Annotated in this window: 18 protein-coding genes; 8 read left to right on the forward strand and 10 right to left on the reverse strand. The window is 61.6% G+C overall.

What is annotated here, in order from left to right; all coding sequences use genetic code 11:
• Positions 1–69 precede the first annotated feature (69 nt).
• The gene (locus tag EDE12_RS16440) at positions 70–639 is read right to left on the reverse strand and encodes a polysaccharide biosynthesis/export family protein (RefSeq protein ID WP_245275851.1); all 570 of its coding nucleotides are present in this window, start codon (positions 637–639) and stop codon (positions 70–72) included.
• On the opposite strand from EDE12_RS16440, the gene EDE12_RS16445 reads away from it, so the two are divergent.
• A complete protein-coding gene (locus EDE12_RS16445) occupies positions 617–1,528 on the forward strand; it encodes a DUF1190 domain-containing protein (protein ID WP_134188174.1) in 912 nt (303 codons plus the stop codon). The genes EDE12_RS16440 and EDE12_RS16445 overlap by 23 nt on opposite strands.
• 13 nt (positions 1,529–1,541) lie before the next feature.
• Here EDE12_RS16445 and EDE12_RS16450 read toward each other — a convergent pair whose 3' ends face one another.
• Entirely contained in the window at positions 1,542–2,300 is a 759-nt protein-coding gene (locus tag EDE12_RS16450; protein WP_026600138.1) for a metallophosphoesterase family protein, read from the reverse strand.
• Between the two features lie 372 nt (positions 2,301–2,672).
• Between EDE12_RS16450 and EDE12_RS16455 the strand changes: the two genes are divergently transcribed.
• Positions 2,673–3,248 carry a hypothetical protein gene (locus EDE12_RS16455; protein ID WP_036291388.1) on the forward strand — a complete coding sequence of 192 codons (576 nt, stop codon included), beginning with the start codon at positions 2,673–2,675 and terminating at the stop codon, positions 3,246–3,248.
• A gap of 103 nt (positions 3,249–3,351) precedes the next feature.
• On the opposite strand, the gene EDE12_RS16460 is transcribed toward EDE12_RS16455, so the two are convergent.
• Both EDE12_RS16460 and EDE12_RS16465 read right to left on the reverse strand, forming a co-directional pair.
• Complete coding sequence (locus tag EDE12_RS16460; protein WP_245275852.1) at positions 3,352–3,627, reverse strand: DUF2164 domain-containing protein; 276 nt, start codon at positions 3,625–3,627, stop codon at positions 3,352–3,354.
• Between the two features lie 187 nt (positions 3,628–3,814).
• Positions 3,815–4,780, reverse strand: a complete 966-nt coding sequence (locus EDE12_RS16465) for a GDP-L-fucose synthase (RefSeq protein ID WP_280949688.1) — start codon at positions 4,778–4,780, stop codon at positions 3,815–3,817.
• Between the two features lie 473 nt (positions 4,781–5,253).
• Between EDE12_RS16465 and EDE12_RS16470 the strand changes: the two genes are divergently transcribed.
• From EDE12_RS16470 to EDE12_RS16485, 4 genes are all read left to right on the forward strand, one after another.
• Positions 5,254–5,691, forward strand: coding sequence for a hypothetical protein (locus EDE12_RS16470; protein WP_026600140.1), 438 nt, complete (start codon positions 5,254–5,256; stop codon positions 5,689–5,691).
• Positions 5,692–5,772: 81 nt separating this feature from the next.
• Entirely contained in the window at positions 5,773–6,273 is a 501-nt protein-coding gene (locus tag EDE12_RS16475; protein WP_026600141.1) for an RNA polymerase sigma factor, read from the forward strand.
• Positions 6,274–6,368: 95 nt separating this feature from the next.
• The gene (locus EDE12_RS16480) at positions 6,369–7,295 is read left to right on the forward strand and encodes a FecR domain-containing protein (RefSeq protein WP_348630686.1); all 927 of its coding nucleotides are present in this window, start codon (positions 6,369–6,371) and stop codon (positions 7,293–7,295) included.
• A 165-nt stretch (positions 7,296–7,460) separates the two neighbouring features.
• Positions 7,461–9,956, forward strand: coding sequence for a TonB-dependent receptor (locus EDE12_RS16485; protein ID WP_166671875.1), 2,496 nt, complete (start codon positions 7,461–7,463; stop codon positions 9,954–9,956).
• 98 nt (positions 9,957–10,054) lie between these two features.
• Here the strand turns inward: EDE12_RS16485 and EDE12_RS16490 are convergent, their stop codons facing one another.
• Positions 10,055–11,713 carry a hypothetical protein gene (locus EDE12_RS16490; RefSeq protein WP_026600143.1) on the reverse strand — a complete coding sequence of 553 codons (1,659 nt, stop codon included), beginning with the start codon at positions 11,711–11,713 and terminating at the stop codon, positions 10,055–10,057.
• A 787-nt stretch (positions 11,714–12,500) separates the two neighbouring features.
• On the opposite strand from EDE12_RS16490, the gene EDE12_RS16495 reads away from it, so the two are divergent.
• On the forward strand, positions 12,501–13,526 hold the full coding sequence (locus EDE12_RS16495; RefSeq protein ID WP_026600144.1) for a hypothetical protein: 1,026 nt from the start codon (positions 12,501–12,503) through the stop codon (positions 13,524–13,526).
• Between the two features lie 756 nt (positions 13,527–14,282).
• Here the strand turns inward: EDE12_RS16495 and EDE12_RS16500 are convergent.
• From EDE12_RS16500 to EDE12_RS16520, 5 genes are all read right to left on the reverse strand, one after another.
• A complete protein-coding gene (locus tag EDE12_RS16500) occupies positions 14,283–14,984 on the reverse strand; it encodes a VIT family protein (protein WP_026600145.1) in 702 nt (233 codons plus the stop codon).
• 95 nt (positions 14,985–15,079) lie between these two features.
• The gene (locus tag EDE12_RS16505) at positions 15,080–15,244 is read right to left on the reverse strand and encodes a DUF3309 family protein (RefSeq protein ID WP_064506549.1); all 165 of its coding nucleotides are present in this window, start codon (positions 15,242–15,244) and stop codon (positions 15,080–15,082) included.
• 321 nt (positions 15,245–15,565) lie between these two features.
• Positions 15,566–15,709, reverse strand: coding sequence for a DUF3096 domain-containing protein (locus tag EDE12_RS16510; RefSeq protein WP_083967044.1), 144 nt, complete (start codon positions 15,707–15,709; stop codon positions 15,566–15,568).
• Between the two features lie 244 nt (positions 15,710–15,953).
• Positions 15,954–16,148 carry a CsbD family protein gene (locus EDE12_RS16515; protein WP_024878679.1) on the reverse strand — a complete coding sequence of 65 codons (195 nt, stop codon included), beginning with the start codon at positions 16,146–16,148 and terminating at the stop codon, positions 15,954–15,956.
• A 217-nt stretch (positions 16,149–16,365) separates the two neighbouring features.
• Positions 16,366–16,599 carry an AI-2E family transporter gene (locus EDE12_RS16520; protein ID WP_026600146.1) on the reverse strand — a complete coding sequence of 78 codons (234 nt, stop codon included), beginning with the start codon at positions 16,597–16,599 and terminating at the stop codon, positions 16,366–16,368.
• A gap of 470 nt (positions 16,600–17,069) precedes the next feature.
• Here EDE12_RS16520 and EDE12_RS16525 point away from each other — a divergent pair, with 470 nt between their 5' ends.
• Positions 17,070–17,633, forward strand: coding sequence for a hypothetical protein (locus EDE12_RS16525; protein ID WP_024878681.1), 564 nt, complete (start codon positions 17,070–17,072; stop codon positions 17,631–17,633).
• The last annotated feature ends 31 nt before the right edge of the window (positions 17,634–17,664 follow it).

The following is a 17,664-nucleotide window of genomic DNA, read 5'->3' on the forward strand; positions in this document are numbered from 1 at the left end:
TAAACGGGGGATGAACCAATTTTTGAGTGTTGCTGCGGCGCAACAGCGATTCGACGCCGCAGCGCTCGCTCAGAAATAGCGTTCTGGAACGCGGATCAGATCGCCGGGGAAGACGAAGACGTTGGGCGAGAACGGATATTCTTTGAAGCCGTGCTCTCCGGCGCGCTGTATCAGCACGCGAGACAGGCTCGAACGATAGGTGTTGCCGCCCGCCACAGCGACGGCGCTGACGACATTCAGACCGCTTTCATATGGATATTTGCCGGGCTTCTCGACCTCTCCGAGCACATAGAAGGGACGGAAATTGGCGATGTCGACGGTAACCTTCGCGTTACGGAGATATTGTTCGCTGCGGAATTTCTTCGTCAGCGCCTGTTCCAGCTCCAATTTCGTGAGGCCGGCGGCTTGAACGGTGCCCGCGAGCGGCAGGGAGACATAGCCGGCGGGGTCGATTTCATATTCTCCGCTCAATTTGTCTTCGCCGAAGACGGAGACTTTCAGCTTGTCGCCCGCCTGGAGGCGCAACCCGCCGCCGCCGGTGGAAATCGGCGCGGAGTCGGCTCCGCCGACCGATGCCGAACCTGCTGGGAAACTGTCGCACCCGCCGAGGGCCAGGGTGCACGACGTCGCGATAACCAATGTAAAAACAGCCTTCGAATACATGAACCTATTCCCGACGCGCACGCTTTCTTTTTGTATGCCACTAGGCGATTTCGATTTCAAGGTTGCACGTAGGGGCCAATACAATATGATTAATCCCGGTTCGGAATTCCGGCGTGAATCGCCGAACGTCTTTCTTCCACGATTCGTCAGGACAGCGCCGCGGAACGAATTCGATGAGACGCCTATTTTTCTGCGGGAGCGAAAGCCCGTGATGCGCCCGTTATTATGGAGGCGCCTCGTCGTCCCGGCGATTTTCCTGGCGCAGGCGAGCGTCGCCGCCGCTGAAACGCATCGCGGCGCCTATGTCTATTCGGACGAGAAAAGCTGCGTGGCCGGCGGACGGGTCGACGCGCCTATCTGCGCCAACGCGGCCGCCAACGCGCGCGCCGAGTTCGACGAGAAGGCGCCGCGCTATCCGACGCGGGAGGCTTGCGATCGCGTCTTTCCGCGCGATCGATGCAGTGTCGGCTTTTCCGGAGCCGATGGTTGGGCTGGCAAACGATCCGCCATTTATTTTTCGCCGCGCATGTTCGGTTTCCGCATCAATATTCTCTCGGAGCGCGAAGCCTATGTCACGCCGATGATCACAGGAATCTCCTTCTCCCGGCGGACGGCGATGCGGCGTGACACGGGCGTCGATTTTGCCGTGGCGCGTCAGGCGCGACGCAATTGGCGACCCGATGCCCAACCGGCGAGCGGGGGAGGGGAGAGCTTCGGCGTCGACACGCCGCCGTCCGGGGACGGTTCCGGAGCAGTTCCGCGCCCTCCCATCGATCCGAATTTCAATTGCGCCGCAGTTCTCGAGCCCAATGCGCACGGCGACGCGGCGAGCGGTTGCTATCCCATGCCCGGCCGGCACAGGTGATCGGCTCTGGTTTTCAGGTCGACAGAAAACGGCGCGTCGAGTCCTCCAGGACCAGGCAAGTGAGCCGCCCGGTCGCATAGGCGCCCGTGTCGAGATTGATCCGATGCGGCAGGGCCTCTGGCTCCGGCGCCGGCGTGTGGCCATGGACGATCACCTTGTCCCATGACCCCGTGAAGTCGAGAAACTCCTCTCGGATCCAGAGCAGATCGCCCTCCTGCTGGCGTGCGAGCGGCACATTTGGTCGGCATCCGGCGTGGCAGAAAAAATAATCGCCGAGCGACCAGGACAGTTCCGTATCCTCGAAGAAGCGCAGATGCGCCAAAGGCAGTTTCTCTCGCAATTCTGCTCGCGCGGCATCGAAGCGGCGGCCGCGCAGCACCTCTTTGACATCGACGCCATACGAAAGAAGAGTCTCCATCGCGCCATAGCGTCGCCAGCTGTCGAGGACATTCTCGTCCTCGAGGAATTGCAGCAAGATCGCCTCGTGATTGCCTCTGAGCGCGACGACAGGCGCCGGTGTCCTTCCAGAGACGATCCTTTCGACGACCTCGGCAGATTGGAGGCCGCGATCGATATAGTCGCCGAGAAAAACGATGTTCGCGCGCCCGCAGGGCGTTGCCGTCATATCCTTTTCGATCGTGCCGCAAAGGACATCGAGAAGGTCGTCTCGACCATGCACGTCGCCTATGACGTAAAGCCTGATTCCATCGGGGATGCGGGGCTCTGGTCGCTTCTGCTCCGATCTCGGCTTGCGAAAGCTTGAAAAAAACATGCGATCCCCTGTTATGGAGCGCTCTTTTCGAGCAAATCCCGTTCCATGGCAATCGATGCTTCGGCGCTCTCTTCCAGCGACGAAATTACGTCGCGCGCCGCGATCTCCGTATCAATTCGTAGAAATTTTTGTCGAAATGCGGTTGAGAGTTCCCTGCGGCCGCTTGGTAAATAATCTTATAATCGAATTATATTCAATATGTTGCTCGGGCTCTCCGGCATATGGTTTCTATTTTCTTTCTGATGCCGCTCGAGTTGCATTACCGCGGCTTAATGGCCGTTAGAGCGTCGGCGTCAATTTGATCCTCACCGAAGAGGCCGAGCCCGACCAGTCCAAGGGCCGCCTCGTCTGACTAGAGAGAGGATCAGACCCATGTTCTCCGCTTCGCTCGGCGCCTTCGTCGCTTCCCGCATCGCCAAGCGCGCCGTCATCCTCGGCTTGGCCGGCTTCGCCGCCTTCGCTTCGGCGCCCGCCAAGGCCGATCTCTTCTCCGATCTGTTCGGCTCCTTCGACAATGGCTATTCGAGCCGGGCGACCAGCTCGAGCCGCTACGGCTATTCCCGCCGCGCCGATCTCGCTGGCGGCTATACGCCGCGCGCCGATTATTCGAGCTATGACCGCGGCGGCAATGTCCTCGACTATTATGAGCAGGTCCGGTCGGCCAATGTGACGCGGCGGACTGTCGCCATCGACGGCTACTGCGCCTCGGCCTGCACGATGAAGCTCGGCGCGCGCCATGCCTGCGTTTCGCCGGAGGCGACGCTGCGCTTCCATTCGGCGCGCACGAACGAGGGGGAGACCTCCTGGGGAGGCAACACGCTGATGATGAGCGTCTATCCGCCAGCGATCCAAGCCTGGGTGCGGCGTCATCAGGCTCTGGACAATCTGGCCTTCACCGACATGTCCGGTCGCGAGGCTATCGGCCTCGGCATCCGCGCCTGCGCATAGGCAATGAGCGACCGTCGTTCGGAAGCGTTCGCGGACGATCAGCGACGCCGGCGCTTCCGCCAATAGCCGAACGCCTCCTCGTGAACCTCGACATCCAACTCGGCTATGCGGGCTTGTAGCCTTTGTTGCACATCCTCGACCGCCTGGTTGTGTAGATAATTGGACCGATCTCTTCCACGAAGAATTTGAGCAGGCCTTCCGCTACGAGATTGCCGATCTCATTGTCCATGTTCTCTTTGAAGTAGCGTTGAAGCGACAAGACCGCTTCCTTCGCAGAATCCTTCGGCAAATCGATCGCCATCGTGGTCCTTTCGTCGCGTGCCGAATAGCCGTCGGTCAGCGCGCCACATGATCCGGCGAGCTCGCTGAGCTTGCGCACGAAACCCGCGCGTCGAAGTAATTTGCCTAGGAAAGGGCGCGGCGCCGGCGGCGCCGTCAGCCCAGAGGTTTCGCTCTCTTGGCGCAATAGCGGCGATCGATCTCGGCGTCTATCGCTGTGAAAGTTTGACGTGGTGGTTTGACGCTATTTCCAGCGATGACGATTGAATTCGCGCGCGCAATCGAGCTTATGCGACTGTCGCCAGCTCCAGCGTCGGAGCGACGTTTTTATTCGCGAGGAACCAGTGGTAGGAGCCGGCAATTCCGTCTTCGAGCGAGATTTCAGGCTCCCATCCGAGCGCGCGAATGCGGCTCGAGTCCATCAGCTTGCGAGGCGTGCCATCCGGCTTCGACGTATCGAACACGAGCTCGCCGGAAAATCCGACGGCTCTTTGCACGGTTTCCGCCAACCCGCGGATAGTGATCTCCGAACCTGCGCCGCAATTGATGTGCTCATAGCCATCGTAATTGTCGAGGCAGAAGACGACGCCGCGCGCGAGATCATCGACGTGCAAGAATTCGCGAAGCGGCGTGCCCGTCCCCCAGACGACGACCTCCGGCTTCCTCGATTCCTTCGCTTCATGGAATTTGCGAATGAGCGCGGGCAGCACATGGCTCGTCTGGAGATCGAAATTATCGTTCGGGCCGTAGAGATTGCAGGGCATCACTGAGATGTAATGCCGGCCATATTGCTTGCGGTAGGCTTGGCAGAGCTTGATGCCGGCGATTTTTGCGATCGCATACCACTCATTGGTCGGCTCGAGAGGGCCTGTGAGCAGCGAGTCCTCGCGGATGGGCTGAGGCGCGAATTTCGGATAAATGCAGGAAGACCCGAGAAAGACGAGACGGTCGACATTCGCGGCGTGGGCCGAATGGATGATATTCGTCTCGATCGCCAGATTGTCGTAGATGAAATCGGCGGGATAGGTGTCGTTCGCATAGATGCCGCCGACTTTCGCCGCGGCGAAGATGATGGCGTCGGGCCGATTTTGTTTCAGCCAGACTTCGACGGCGATCTGATTGCGGAGGTCGACGACGGAGCGATCGGCTTTCAATACCTTGTCGCCTCGCGCCTCGAGATAACGTGTGACGGCCGAACCGACCATGCCTCTATGACCGGCGACCCAAATACGACGAGTGCTCATGGGCAAAATACCACTTCTCGAAACAACGCTACGACCCCGCAGTGCGGCGTCTGAGCCACAATTAGTACTTATTTTTTGCAGTGCGCAATAAAAGATTCAGATTTATGGCCGGCGTGCGCCTATGACGGTAAACGCGGTTCGCCAACACGATCGGGGTCACGAAGGTCTTGCTGATCTGTTCTCGATCCCTCTGACCATTCTCGGTCGATCGAAGAATATCCGATTTCATTGTGGTTCCCGCTCCGAATGCTTCGTGGCGCGGCGCGAAAGCGGGTCTGAGGCGCGCGAGCGCCCGGCCCACAACGCGGTCCCCGCCATGCGGCGTCGCGAAATCAACCAATAGCGGCGCGATGCGAGAGCATGCCCACAGAGACGGATTATGACGGTGGACAGCCCCCGCTCTCCGGGCGTCTAGGCCACGGAGAGCCAGTCCTGGAAAAGCGCGTTTTGCGTTCCACATCGCCCTGCGGCGCAATTCCTTCTTGACGCTCACGCTTTCGCCTGTCTCCTATGACGTCATGGCTTCGTCATGGGCGCATTTCACCTGGCTGCGGACCGCGCTCGCCGCGGTGCTCGGCGTTTGGCTGGCGCTCGCCTCACTTCCCTTTGTGACGCCCAGCCACGGATGGGCGACGGCCTTCCCGTCTTTCGGCTGGTCGAGCGGGGAGGACGGCGGCCCGCTATGCGCCGCTCGCGGAGACGATGGCGCGCCGGTGAAGCACGGCGGCCAGCACTCGCATTGTGCGTTTTGCACCTGTCCTCGAGATTCGGCGTCTCTCGCATTCCTCGCCATGTTCTTTACGGCGCTCGCGCCGCGCTTCGACTCGGGACAAGTTTCGTCGGTCGATCGCGAGCAGACCGGCGCGCCCATCGGCCGTCCGAGCTATTCCTCCTCCCGCGCGCCTCCGTCGATCGGCTGATCGACCCTTTCACCCTGGTTTTTCCACCTCCGGTCACGACGACCGCGCAGCGCGCGTCGTGACCGTCGCGGGCGCCGGCGAATGTCGGAAAACAAGACTCGTTTCATTCGCGACCTGTTCGAGCGCAACAGGCGCGCGCTGACGGCCTATCTGACGCGTCGCGTCGGCGCGGAAGACGCGTCCGATCTGCTTCAGGAGACCTTCGTGCGCGCGCTGCGGCACGAGCGCCTCGACGATGTCGCCGATCCGCCGGCTTTCCTCCAGCAGATCGCCGCTAATCTCACGCGCGACCTGGCCCGGCGTCGGCGGACGGAGCACAAATATCTCGCCTTCGATCAGCTCCTCGGCGAGCGGCCGAGCAGCGAGGCGCGGCAGGACGAGATCGTCGACTATGAGCGCCGGGCGCGCCGCCTCCGCGAGGCGATCGAGGCCTTGCCGCCCCGATGTCGGGAGGTCTTCGAGCTCTGCGCCTTCGAGGATCTCTCCTTTCGCGAGATCGCCCTGCGTCTCGGCGTCACCGAGCGCATGGTGCGCCAGCATATGAGCATCGCCATGCAGCGTTGCTGGGCGGCGCTGGGATGAAAGATTTTTCGCCGCCCGACCTTCCTTTTTCCCCTATTGGCGCGTCGTATTCGGCGGGCGCGGATGGCGATCCGCGCGCAGGGAGCGACGGTGAGATGGGAATGGGCGAGGGCGACGCCGTCCATGCGGCGGCGATCGACTGGTGGATCAGGAAGAAGGCCGGCGACCTCGACCGGGATCGCGCGGCCTTCGACGCCTGGCTCGCCGCCGATCCGGCCCATCGCCGCGCCTATGCCGATGTCGCCGGAATGTTCGAGGAGGCGCGAGCGCTGCGCCCGGCGCGTCAGCTGCGCTCCCGGGGCGCGGCGTCGCGACGAATGGCGACGGTCGGAATATTGATGGCCGCCTCCTTGGCCTTCCTATTCTTCCTCGGCGATCTCTCTCTGATCTGGCGTTCGGACCTTACGACGGGCGTCGGAGAGCGCCGAACGGCGACCCTCGTCGATGGCTCGCGCGTGGAGCTCGACGGCGGCTCGGCGATCGAGCTCCGTTTCGAAGCCGAGCGACGGCGCGTGCGTCTGCTGTCCGGGGAGGCGTGGTTCGAGGTCGCGCCCGATCCCGCGCGTCCCTTCGTCGTCGAGGCCGCGGGCGGCGAAGTGACGGCGCTCGGCACCGCCTTCGACGTCGCGCTCACCAAGGAAGGCGGCGCGCATGTCGCCGTCGGCGAGCATTCGGTCGCTGTCGCCAGCGGCGGCGCGCGCGTCATTGTCGAGGAGCGGCAGCAGACATTCTACGAGGCGAACGCCGCCGCGCGGCCGCCGGCGAGCGCCGCTGCGGAAACGATCGCCGCTTGGCGACGCGGCGCACTGATCGTCGAAGACAGGCCGCTCGGCGAAGCCCTGGCGACGCTCGGCCGTCATCGCCATGGCTATATCCTCTGCCTGCGCGCGTCCACCTGCGCGCGGCGGGTGAGCGGCGTTTTCTCGACCGCAGAGCCGCTCACTTCTCTGCGTGAGATCGAATATTTCCTCGGCCTGCATTCGATCCATCTGACCGACTACCTCATTCTGCTCACGGAATGACGGGCGGCGCCAGCCACACCTTCCCGCACAATTTTTTTCGCATTGGACATTCCGAATTCGACGCGAGGGCGTCGAGTTGGTCACGGACGTCGTCTCGCGTCCGAGAACCCAATTCGACGGAAAGCGGCGATGGCGAAAAGAGGTCTGCGTTACGAGGGTGCGGCGATGAGCTCGACGGTTGCGGCGATGGCGTTCGGCGCCTTTGCGATGGGAGGAATGCCGGCCGAGGCGTCCCTCTCGCCGCAAGAGCGCAGCGGCGTCGTCATGGTCTACGACATACCGGCTGGATCGGTGGCGACGGCGCTGAACGCCTTCGCCGTGAAGAACGGACTCCATCTTCTCTATGAAGCGCATGTGACTCGCAGATTGCAGACGACCGGACTTTCCGGCGCCTTCTCGGTGCGTGAGGGATTGGATCGCCTGCTCGACGGCACCGGTCTCTCCTATCGCTTCGGCGGTCCGGACGCGAAGGCCGTGTCGATCATACTGGCGCAGAACGATGCGGGCGTGCGCAGCGATGCGAATGGCGCGGAGGCCTTGCCGCGGATCGACATCGGCGCGGAAAAGCGCGACGAAAAGAAAGCCTATAGCGCCGATCGCGGCGCGATAACGGAAGGCACGGGCTCCTATACGACGCCGCTCGTGACCGTCGCCGGCAAGGTTCCGCTGCCGCGCAAGGAGGTGCCGCAGTCTGTCTCCGTGATGACGCGCGCGCAGATCAACGATATGCAGCTCAACACGGTTCAGGACGCGATGTTCTGGATTCCGGGCGTCTCCGCCATTTCCAACGATGTGACGCAAGGACAGCCGGCGTCGCGCGGCTATTTCCTCGACGTGGCTTATGACGGCGTTCCGACCTATAGCGGCCTCGGCGGCTATCAGCAGCTCGATCTCGCCGTCTATGACCGTCTCGAAGTTCTCAAAGGCCCCTCGGGCCTGCTCTCCGGCTCGGGAAACCCCGGCGGCGTCGTCAATGTGGTCCGCAAGCGGCCGCAGGACGAATTCAAGCTGCGAACGGAATTCAACGCCGGCTCGTGGGACAATTTTCGCGGCATGATCGACGTCACCGGGCCGATCAATGAAGAACGGACATTTCGCTATCGCGCGCTCGTGCTGCACCAGGACAAGCACTTCTTCTTCACGCCGTCGCAGCCCGAGAACAAATGGCTCGGCTATGGCTCTCTCGAATACGACATCACGCCGAACACGCTGGTGAATGTCGCCTACACGCGCCAGAGAACGAGCGATCCCGATTACACCGGGCAGCCGGTCGCCGCTATTTCCTATTTCGGCAACACCAGTCCTTACTTCCTGAACGTGTCCAGGTCATGGAATCCCTATCCCGATTGGACGCAATACAAATGGGATACGGAAGACAAGAATGTTCGCCTCGAGCATCGCTTCGGTGACGATTGGGTCGCGAAAATCAACTTCAATCGACGTGATCAGACGCAGGAGTTCAACGACGCCTTCCCCTATGCTGGCGTCAATCCATCCAACTGGTCGACGCAATATGCGCGCCGCCATTACAACTATTACTATCATCGCACCGGTCTCGACTCCTATCTCTCCGGCACGCTGCCCTTGTTGCCGATCAAGAACACGTTGACGCTGGGCTATAATTACGATCGCTTCACCTATGAGTACAAAGGCGCGCCGATCACGACGGTGAATAATGTCCCGGTCTTCTGGCCGAACTATATCGGTCCGAATACCAATCCCTACACGGTCGGCGGCCAGAACCAGACGTTGCAACATGGCGCCTACAGCCAGCTTCGCCTCACGCCGATCGAACGTTTGACCTTCGTGCTCGGCGGCAGGCTCACAAATTATTTCGCGAAAAATCGTGCGGCCTTTCCGAGCATGCCCGCGAATTGGTCCTATGGCGCGAAATCCAATCATCGCTTCACACCCTATGCCGCCGGCATTTTCCGTCTGACCGACGAGATCAATCTCTACGGCAGCTATACCGATATATTCCTTCCCCAGACTCAGCAGAGAGCCGACGGCACGACGCTCGATCCGCGCGTCGGCGGACAATGGGAGGCCGGCGTCAAAGGCGAGTTCCTCGACAAGAAGCTGAACGCCTCCGCGGCCTGGTTCGAGATTCGCGATAGAAACCGCTCTTTCGCGGATTCGGCCAATCCGGGCTATTATCTCCAGGCGGGACTGGCGGAGTCGACCGGCGTCGAGGTAGAGTTCTCGGGCAAGCCCTTCGCCGACTATGAGGTTCCTCTCGTCGCGCGCTCGCTGCCCGGGCTCGATATCGTCGGCGGCTACACCTACATGAAGACCGCTTTTCTCGTCGATAAGAACAATCCGGGCCGTTCGATCAATTCGTGGTATCCGACCCATTTGTTCAAGATCTGGGGCAAATACGACTTCGACGGTTTTCTGCAAGGCCTGACCGTCGGCGCCGGCGTCGTCGCGCAGAGCGGCCTCTCCGGCTCGGTGAACTCGCTGAACGAAGCGCGCCATGCGTCGGCCTATGCCGTTCTCAATGCGATGGCGTCCTATAAGATCAACGAAAATCTGAGCTTGCAGGTCAATATCAACAATATCACCGACCAGAAATATTATACCCGCGTCGGCGGCAGCAACACCTACAACACGCCGGGCGATCCGCGGAACTTCATGGCGACGTTGCGGGGCGAATTGTGATCGCTCGCGATCACAATGAATAAAGCGTCGCCGCGCCGATCGGGCGCGGCGTTCGCTCTTTGGTCACATGAATGGTCGCGGCGGCCGAAGCCCGGCGACTACGGGATGTCCTTGGGCTTTGGCTCGCCTTCGGGCGAGCCGTCCGACGACGAGGCGACCGAGTCCAGTTCGCGAACGGAGCCCTTTTTCTCGTGGCGGGCGCCGGAGGGCAGGTCGTCCAACGACCGGCGCTGTTCCGTTTGAAACTTTTGCCAAAGGCGCCCGCCTTCGTCTCGGGCCTTCTTTTTCTCGGCCGCCTTCGATGGAGGCTCTGGAAACGGATCGAGGGTCGGCCCCTCGGACGGCGCAGCGGCGTCGACGCCCTCGGCGGATTGCTGCGACTTCGCGGCCTCGTGATTGGCGACGATGGGAGGCGCCGCCGCGGCCGGGGTCGTGTCGTGGGAGCCCTCATGCGCTCGCGAAGGAGCCGCGGGTATCGGCGCGACGATCTCGCGCATGCGAGGACCATCCCCAGAATCTGGGATCGGTCGCTCGTCTCGAGACGCTATCTGGAGGCGCTCGCCCAGGTTTGAGGTCTCTTCTGCCTCGTCCGCCTGCGCAGGAGGCTCTGGAGTGAGGTCGATCGCCGGCCCCGCTATGGAGGTGGCGCTGCCGGCGTCAGGCGCGATGGACGGCGCGTCGGCGTCGGCGCCCTCGGCCGATCGTGGCGACTCCGCAGCGGCGTCCTCCTGACCCGCGATCGAGGATTCGGCGAAAGGCGTCGCCGTGGCCGGAGCCGCGTCGTGGGAGCCTTCGACCTCGCGCGATTTAGCCTTCTTGCTCGCCTCCCGGTGCAGCCGCGAAAGGGCCGCAAGTCGCGGCGCCACGTTCTCGCGCACGCGGGCAACGTCGTCAGGATCCGGGATCGGCAGCGTGATGTCGCGCCCTCCGGATGATTTCGTGACTCGGCCGTAGTGCGACTGCGCCGTCCGGTCGACGCTGTGCCCGACGAGCGCGGCGACCTCGACGGGCGAATAGACCATTTTCGCCTGGGCGATGAATTCCCGCCTGCACGAATACAGCGCGAAATGCTTGGCGCGATTGGGCCAGAGTCGGCGGCTCAGGGCGCCGAGGAGGTCTTGCAGGGCTTTGCGATGCGCGTCGTATTCTGCCGCGGAAGAAAATTTTTGCGCGATCGCAATGGTCCGAGACATCGCCGCCAATGTCTCCGGCGGCAGATTTGGCCAGTGCAGCGTTCGGTGCGGGCCATGCGCGCGCCCGTTCGTGGCCTTGGCATTTTTGACGAGCAGTCGGACGGCGCCTTCTGCGGACACCTCCAGAGTGGCGCCGCGCCATTCGGTCGGGCGCAGGCCCGCGGCAATTGTCGCGCTTATGAAGTCGATCAGTTCCAGCGCCCGGGGAGACCTCCCCAGCCGCAGAGCCGCGAATATCCGCTCCCGCTCGTCAGGTCCGAAGCGAGGCGACTTGGCGGCTGACGTCCGGCCGGTCTTTTTTTTGGCCTCGGTCTGCGTCGCGGCGTCCAACGCCGCGAGCGCGGCGCGCTCGTCCGGATGTTCCCGCGTCATGACCTCGACGATCGCGCGCTTGTACGTTCTCCACGTCGATCGGCTCCACTGCGGCCGTTGCATGATGAGCCACGCGACGAATTCCGTCCATTGTAGCGCGGCGACGTCGATCAGGAGCGTGCAGGCGCAGCGCCGCCGCAGTCGCGAGGTCCGGATCAAATACGCGGAGATCGTCTGCTCGCTGACCGCCACGCCGATTTTCCTATCTCAGTGTCCCGACGCATCGGCGCGATCGGATCCGCGGCGACGGCCGCTGGGCGGCCCGGGAATAGGGGATGCGTCACATGCATTCGGCCGAAAATGGCGCCAATGACGTGATAATAACATACGGATAAATATGGCTACACTGTGTTCGATATCGGGTGATAAAATGTTTTATAGAAGTGAAAATCGAGGTGGCTGACCCATCGAGGGGCGCTGGACTCGTCGATTTCGAAAGCGAAAAGTCGCGTTACGTAACACATTTGTTCGCGGACAAATGTGTTACATAGACGGACAAATCCGTTTCATAAACCCTGAGTAACGCGGGACTGACATACCTATCTAGAACGCTCCCCATAGCGCCTATGTAAATTTGGTTCGAGGTCTGATCCCGTAGGGGAGCCAGCTCGTCATGATCGACGACGCTTTCGATGGCGCTATTGCTCCGAGGGGCCGAATATTGTCGTTTTGGTGCCTTTGGGGCGGACCAATTTGATTGTATCCGTAAATTTAGACGGCGGCTCGATGGACGAACGAATCTGAAAATTCATTCAACAAGCGCTTTCTTATCGCTAAATCGAACAACGAGTGTAGGAGTCCATAACTCTTATGGGCCTGTGCGCTCACATTTCAAAATCATGTCCGCATGATCAGAGAGATGGTTGCTCATGGCCCGGGAAAATCCTTGTGAAATTCGTATGAAAATTTACCTTGACAAGGTTAACGTCTCGAGTGAGCTTTTTATATACCCTGATCTTTCCTTGTAGCGAGGTGTGCAATGATCATCCCCGATTTGGGCGAATTCGCCCGGGCGTCCAGCCTGCTTAACGCCGCGCTCGCCTCTGCCACGAAAGCGGAGACCAAGGTCTGGCTCAAGACCTGCCAAGGCGCGGCCAAATTGCATCTCGGGACGCCGATCCCGGGTGTGACCGTCGAGATGATTCATGGCGCGTTCATCAAGATGGACGAACTGTTGGCGGACCCGAACGAGCGCCCTATCCTCCATGCGCTCGGCGCCGCGCTTTTGGAGTTCGGGAAGGCGCCCGACACGCGGCCCTGGGACCTCGTTGTGAAGCTGCGGGAAAGAGCGCCGGAACTCGAAAAGGCGCTCGAGGCGCATGGATTCATCCGTCACACGGATGGACGGCGGGTGCGCGGCATCGGCTATAGCCTGTGGCACGGGACCGCGGTGCTTTCGGTGATTTGCGCCATCGTCGGAGCCGCTGGGCAGGTTGCGCAGATGCAGGACGTGGTCTTCTCGGGCGCCGACGACGGGAAAGGCGACGAGCCCACGCATCATCGCGAAGCCGCGAGCGTCCACGAACAGGAGACGCAGCCGAGCGCCGCCTCGTCGGACGCGGAGGTCGCGCCGGAGCCGGTCAGAGACGAGGACAAAGCGAACGTCGATCACGCTGATGATGAGGTCGCCGCGCCCGATAGATCGCCGCTCGACGCCGCCGACAAGAGTGGGGCTTCTTCGGTCCCGCCGAAGCGCGGACGCAGCTCTCCCCCGCGCGGGCATTCCGCGCCGGCTCAAAAGGTGGAGGGTGAGCTGAAGGCGGACGAGCCGGAAGAGCAGAAGGCGGGGCCGATCCGCGAGGATGGTCCGGACGAGCGCGTGATGGAGGGAGCGACCCAGGACGTCGAGGCTTCGACCGAGGAGAGCGTCGTGTCCAATCTGGACATTTCGGCGTCCGGTGCGCCGGACGGGCGCTCCGGAAGAGGCGACGACGATCTCCCGTCGTTCCTCCGCGGGGACCGGGTGGCGCATCGAGATCCGGCGCCGTGCGAATCGGAGACGTGACGATCTTGCGCAACTTTTATAAGGCCGCGTGGCTGGGCTGGTGCTCGCCAATGCCCTCGATCGGCGGCTCCCATGCGCTGGCCTTTCCCTCCGGGACCGCCATGCTTATTGAATTGCGATGTTTCCGACGAAGCCGGCGGGATGAGCGGAATGGGGCGAGACGGGGCAGGGGCGAACGAATTCGTCGCCGCAGAGGCTCGAGGCATATGCGCAATGTGAGCCAGCCGATCCAGAGCGTTATGGCGAGCGTCGGAGCCGTTTCCTGTAGAGCGTGGGAGAGATCGACGTAGACGTCATGCGAGAAAGCCGTCCATTCGAAAACGTAACCATAGACTGCGATCGGAACGACGCCCACAGGCGCCCGTTGTGACGTCTTCACCGCCAAACGGAATAGCGGTGCGTCGCATTCATGTCGAACGGCAGGACGCGATCTACGAACGGCTCCAGCACACCTTCGCGCGCCACGGCGGGTTCGCCTTGCCTATTCCACCGTCTATCGGGCGTCTGACCCCCCGGGACCGGCGGGCCGCTGGATGATCGAACGTTGCGAAGTGTCCGAAGCGGATGGGCGCCGAGGACGTGATCGCCTGATTCTCGCTTCGCAACTTGAAAACCGATCCGCGGTGGCGACCTTCTTATCCAACGTCGCAGGACCGAGACCGGGCTGCGGCGAATGTCGCGTTCCGTGTCGCGCGCGGCCGCCATGCGTCGCTCGCTCCGGTTTTCACAAAGTTGCCCCTCTCGTGAATCCAATCTTCAAACGACCGTGCCGAAAATTTTCCCGATGCCGGCGGTGAGGGCCATCGCCAATGCGCCCCAGAATGTCACTCGGGCCGTCGCGCGCAGAACATCGGCGCCGCCTGCTCTTGCTCCGATGGCGCCTAAAAGCGCGAGGAAGGCCAAGGACGCGACGGAAACGACGGGGACGAGCGTGCCGACCGGCGCCACGATGACCATGAGCAGGGGCATGGCGGCGCCCAGCGAAAATGTCGCTGCCGATGTCAGCGCTGCTTGCACCGGACGGGCGGTGGTGATCTCTGAAATGCCGAGCTCATCGCGCGCGTGGGCAGTCAGGGCGTCTTTCGCCATCATTTGCTCGGCGACTCGAAGCGCGAGCTCTCGATCGACACCGCGTGTGACATAGACGTCGGCGAGCTCATCGAGTTCGAACGCGATGTTGTCGCTGAGCTCTTTACGTTCACGCGTGATATCCGCTCGCTCGGTGTCGGATTGCGAGCTGACGGACACATATTCGCCAGCGGCCATCGACATGGCTCCCGCCACCAGTCCAGCGACGCCCGCGATCAAAACATCATTTCGCGTCGCGGTCGCCGCGGCTACGCCGACGATCAGGCTCGCGGTCGAGACAATCCCATCATTGGCCCCGAGCACTGCGGCTCTCAGCCAACCGATGCGATCGACGAGGTGCTTCTCAGCGTGCAGGCGAAGACGACTCATCCGACCCCGTTCGCGCGACGCCTGAGTTGGTGCGAACAAGTCGTCCGCGCGCGCTTTCCATGCACGTTACACCGATCGAGTGGCGGCGGCTTCGATCAAAGCCGTCCTGTCAGAAGCAACACGACGACGATGATCAGAAGTATGCCGATCACGCCGACGCCGCCGTGACCGTAGCCATAGCCATAGCCGCCGAAGCGGCCGCTGAAGCCACCGAACAAAAAGATGATAAGGAGAATGACGAGTATGAGCCCGATCGACATGAGCGTGTCTCCCCGTTTGCGGCCGTCTCGATTCAGCCCGACTGCGAGGGGCTTTTTCCAATATCGACATTCGAACGAGCTGCTCGACGCCTTCGACGGCCTGCTTCAGGTCGTCGGGAAAGCTCTTTCAAAAAACATAGCGCGGCTGTGAAATTGTTCAATGACGCCACAGAGCGTCGGCCCGCCCTCTCGGGCGCGCCGACGCTGCGACAACCAGAGGAAATGCATTCAATGAATGCCAAAACCTAATTGCACGCTATCGTTTTTCGGCGGCGTGCGTCGCCACTCGGAGATGACATTTCGGAGCGCTATCGTTCGTCGTCACTTGATCCACCCGAGCCCCAGAATTCCCGATACGATCAGAAAGATCGCGACGATGTAGTTGAGGAGCCGAGGGATGATCAGAATGAGAACGCCGGCGAGCAGCGAGACGATCGGCTGGAGGTGCTCGATGCTGATGTTCATGGGCCTACTCCCTTAAAGCAATTTCTGGAGATTTCACGAACCGGATCATACCTTGAATTAGGCCGACGGAGCGAAATCGCAATCCGAGATGAACCGATTTCGCTCCGATTGTCAGGCGCCGACAGTGCAAATCGCGAAGGGAAACCCGCAGAGGCGCGGGGGAAAGAGCGCGACGAAGAGGCCTGGAGGTCCGTACGCCTCCATGGTCGACGACGACGCCCCGTTCCCTTAGTCAGATCGCGCTTTAGACTTTCTTGGCGTCCTTGATCGCGTCCTTTATCGTATCCTTCGCCTCTCCGACCGCGCTTCGAACCGCGCCTCCGAGCTGATCGGCTTTGCCATGCAGCTCGAGCTCCTTGTCGCCGAGAACCTTCCCCGCGACTTCTTCGATTTTGCCCTTTATCTTCTGTCCCGCGCCCTTGATGCTTTCCTTGTCCATGACATGATCCCCTGTGGTTTATGTCCCGTTGGTTTGTCATTAACTAGGGCGCATACGGAGTTTAACGAGTGGCGCAGTGGGCGCTTTTCCGGCGACATGTGACGCCGCCTCGAGATGGGTGCGCTGGCCGAGAGCGGCAGGTCGGCGGAGCAGTGGCTTTTTTCACGCACCGTATCGGGACGCGGACGTCGACGCGAAATGATCGTCTCGACATCGATCAATGCGGCGCGTTGCGGGGGTAGCGCTCCACTTCGGGCGCGTTTCCTTCCAGCCGTTTCCGCCATATGGCGAGCAGCACGGCGAGAATGAGCGGGCCGAGAAACAATCCGACCAAGCCGAAGGTGAGCAGGCCGCCCATCGCGCCGAGGAAGGCGATGACGAGAGGAAATTCGGCGGCGCTGCTGATCAGCAGCGGCTCGAGAAAATTGTCGGTCGGATTGACGATGAGCACGCCCAGGCGAGCATATCTGTCGATTTTGCATGTCGCCTCCTCGTTGCATTCGGGCTTGTCGAAGTTCTCCCAATAAAGCGCGACATCGCCATGGCGACCCTGCGCAACGCCTAGAGTATTTACCGAGGCTGACCGTCGCCGCTAAGGCGCCTATATTACAGATGTCGACCGCTCGATATCGAGACCGGATCTCGCAACGGAAGTCCAATCCTTTCGTGCACGGGACGAGTTGGCGATAAATCGCGTCCATGGACGCTCAGAACGTCCGCGCCGCTCGGCTCGATGAACTTCGCTCGAGCGCCGTCTTTGGGAAACTCGTGGTCGTGCTCCGGGCCGCGCAACGCTCGCCGGGATCGTTCGGCGGAATTATTCGGCTTGTGCGCATTCCCCCGCTGCTCGGCGCGTTCACAGCCGTCGACGCCACAGCGTCGCGCTCATCGCCCCATTCGCCTTCTCGAAAGGAGGCTCTCATGAAACGCATCGATGAAATATCGATCGCGAGTTTCGCGTACCACTTTCAGGCCGCGACCGCGGTCAAGACGCTATCGCAGGCCGGCTTCGACACCGGGCGATTGAGCGTCGTCGGACGCGGATATTGCTCTGATAGAGATGGCGTGGGCTTTCACAATGTCGGCGGACAGATCCGAATGTGGGAAAACTATGGCGCATTTTGGGGTGGCCTATGTGAGCTATCTGCTGGAGGCGTCTTCTCGACTTCGCCGTCTACCGGACCGGTAGTGGCGCTCGGCGCCATTGCACCTCTCATCCAGCGACAAGTCGCCGGCGCGATGTCATCCAGCGGCGCGAGCGCTTTGGTCGATGCGCTCTGTGATCTCGGCATTCCGGAGGAAATCGTTCTCGATTGTGAGCAAACATTGAGGGCCGATGGATCTTTGGTCTTTGTGCATGGACGTGGCGCGGAGTCGACACGAGCCCATGCGATTTTGGCGGGCCTGAAGCCGACGTGTTTGGAGGTTCATGCAAACCTGCTCGCGCGAGCGCGGAGGGGGCATATCGTTCACGTTGCGGCGTGAAGGCCGGGTGCGCGTCAAGCGATTTGCGGCG

It is taken from the genome of Methylosinus sp. sav-2, assembly GCF_004366495.1.
Taxonomy (GTDB): Bacteria; Pseudomonadota; Alphaproteobacteria; order Rhizobiales; family Beijerinckiaceae; genus Methylosinus.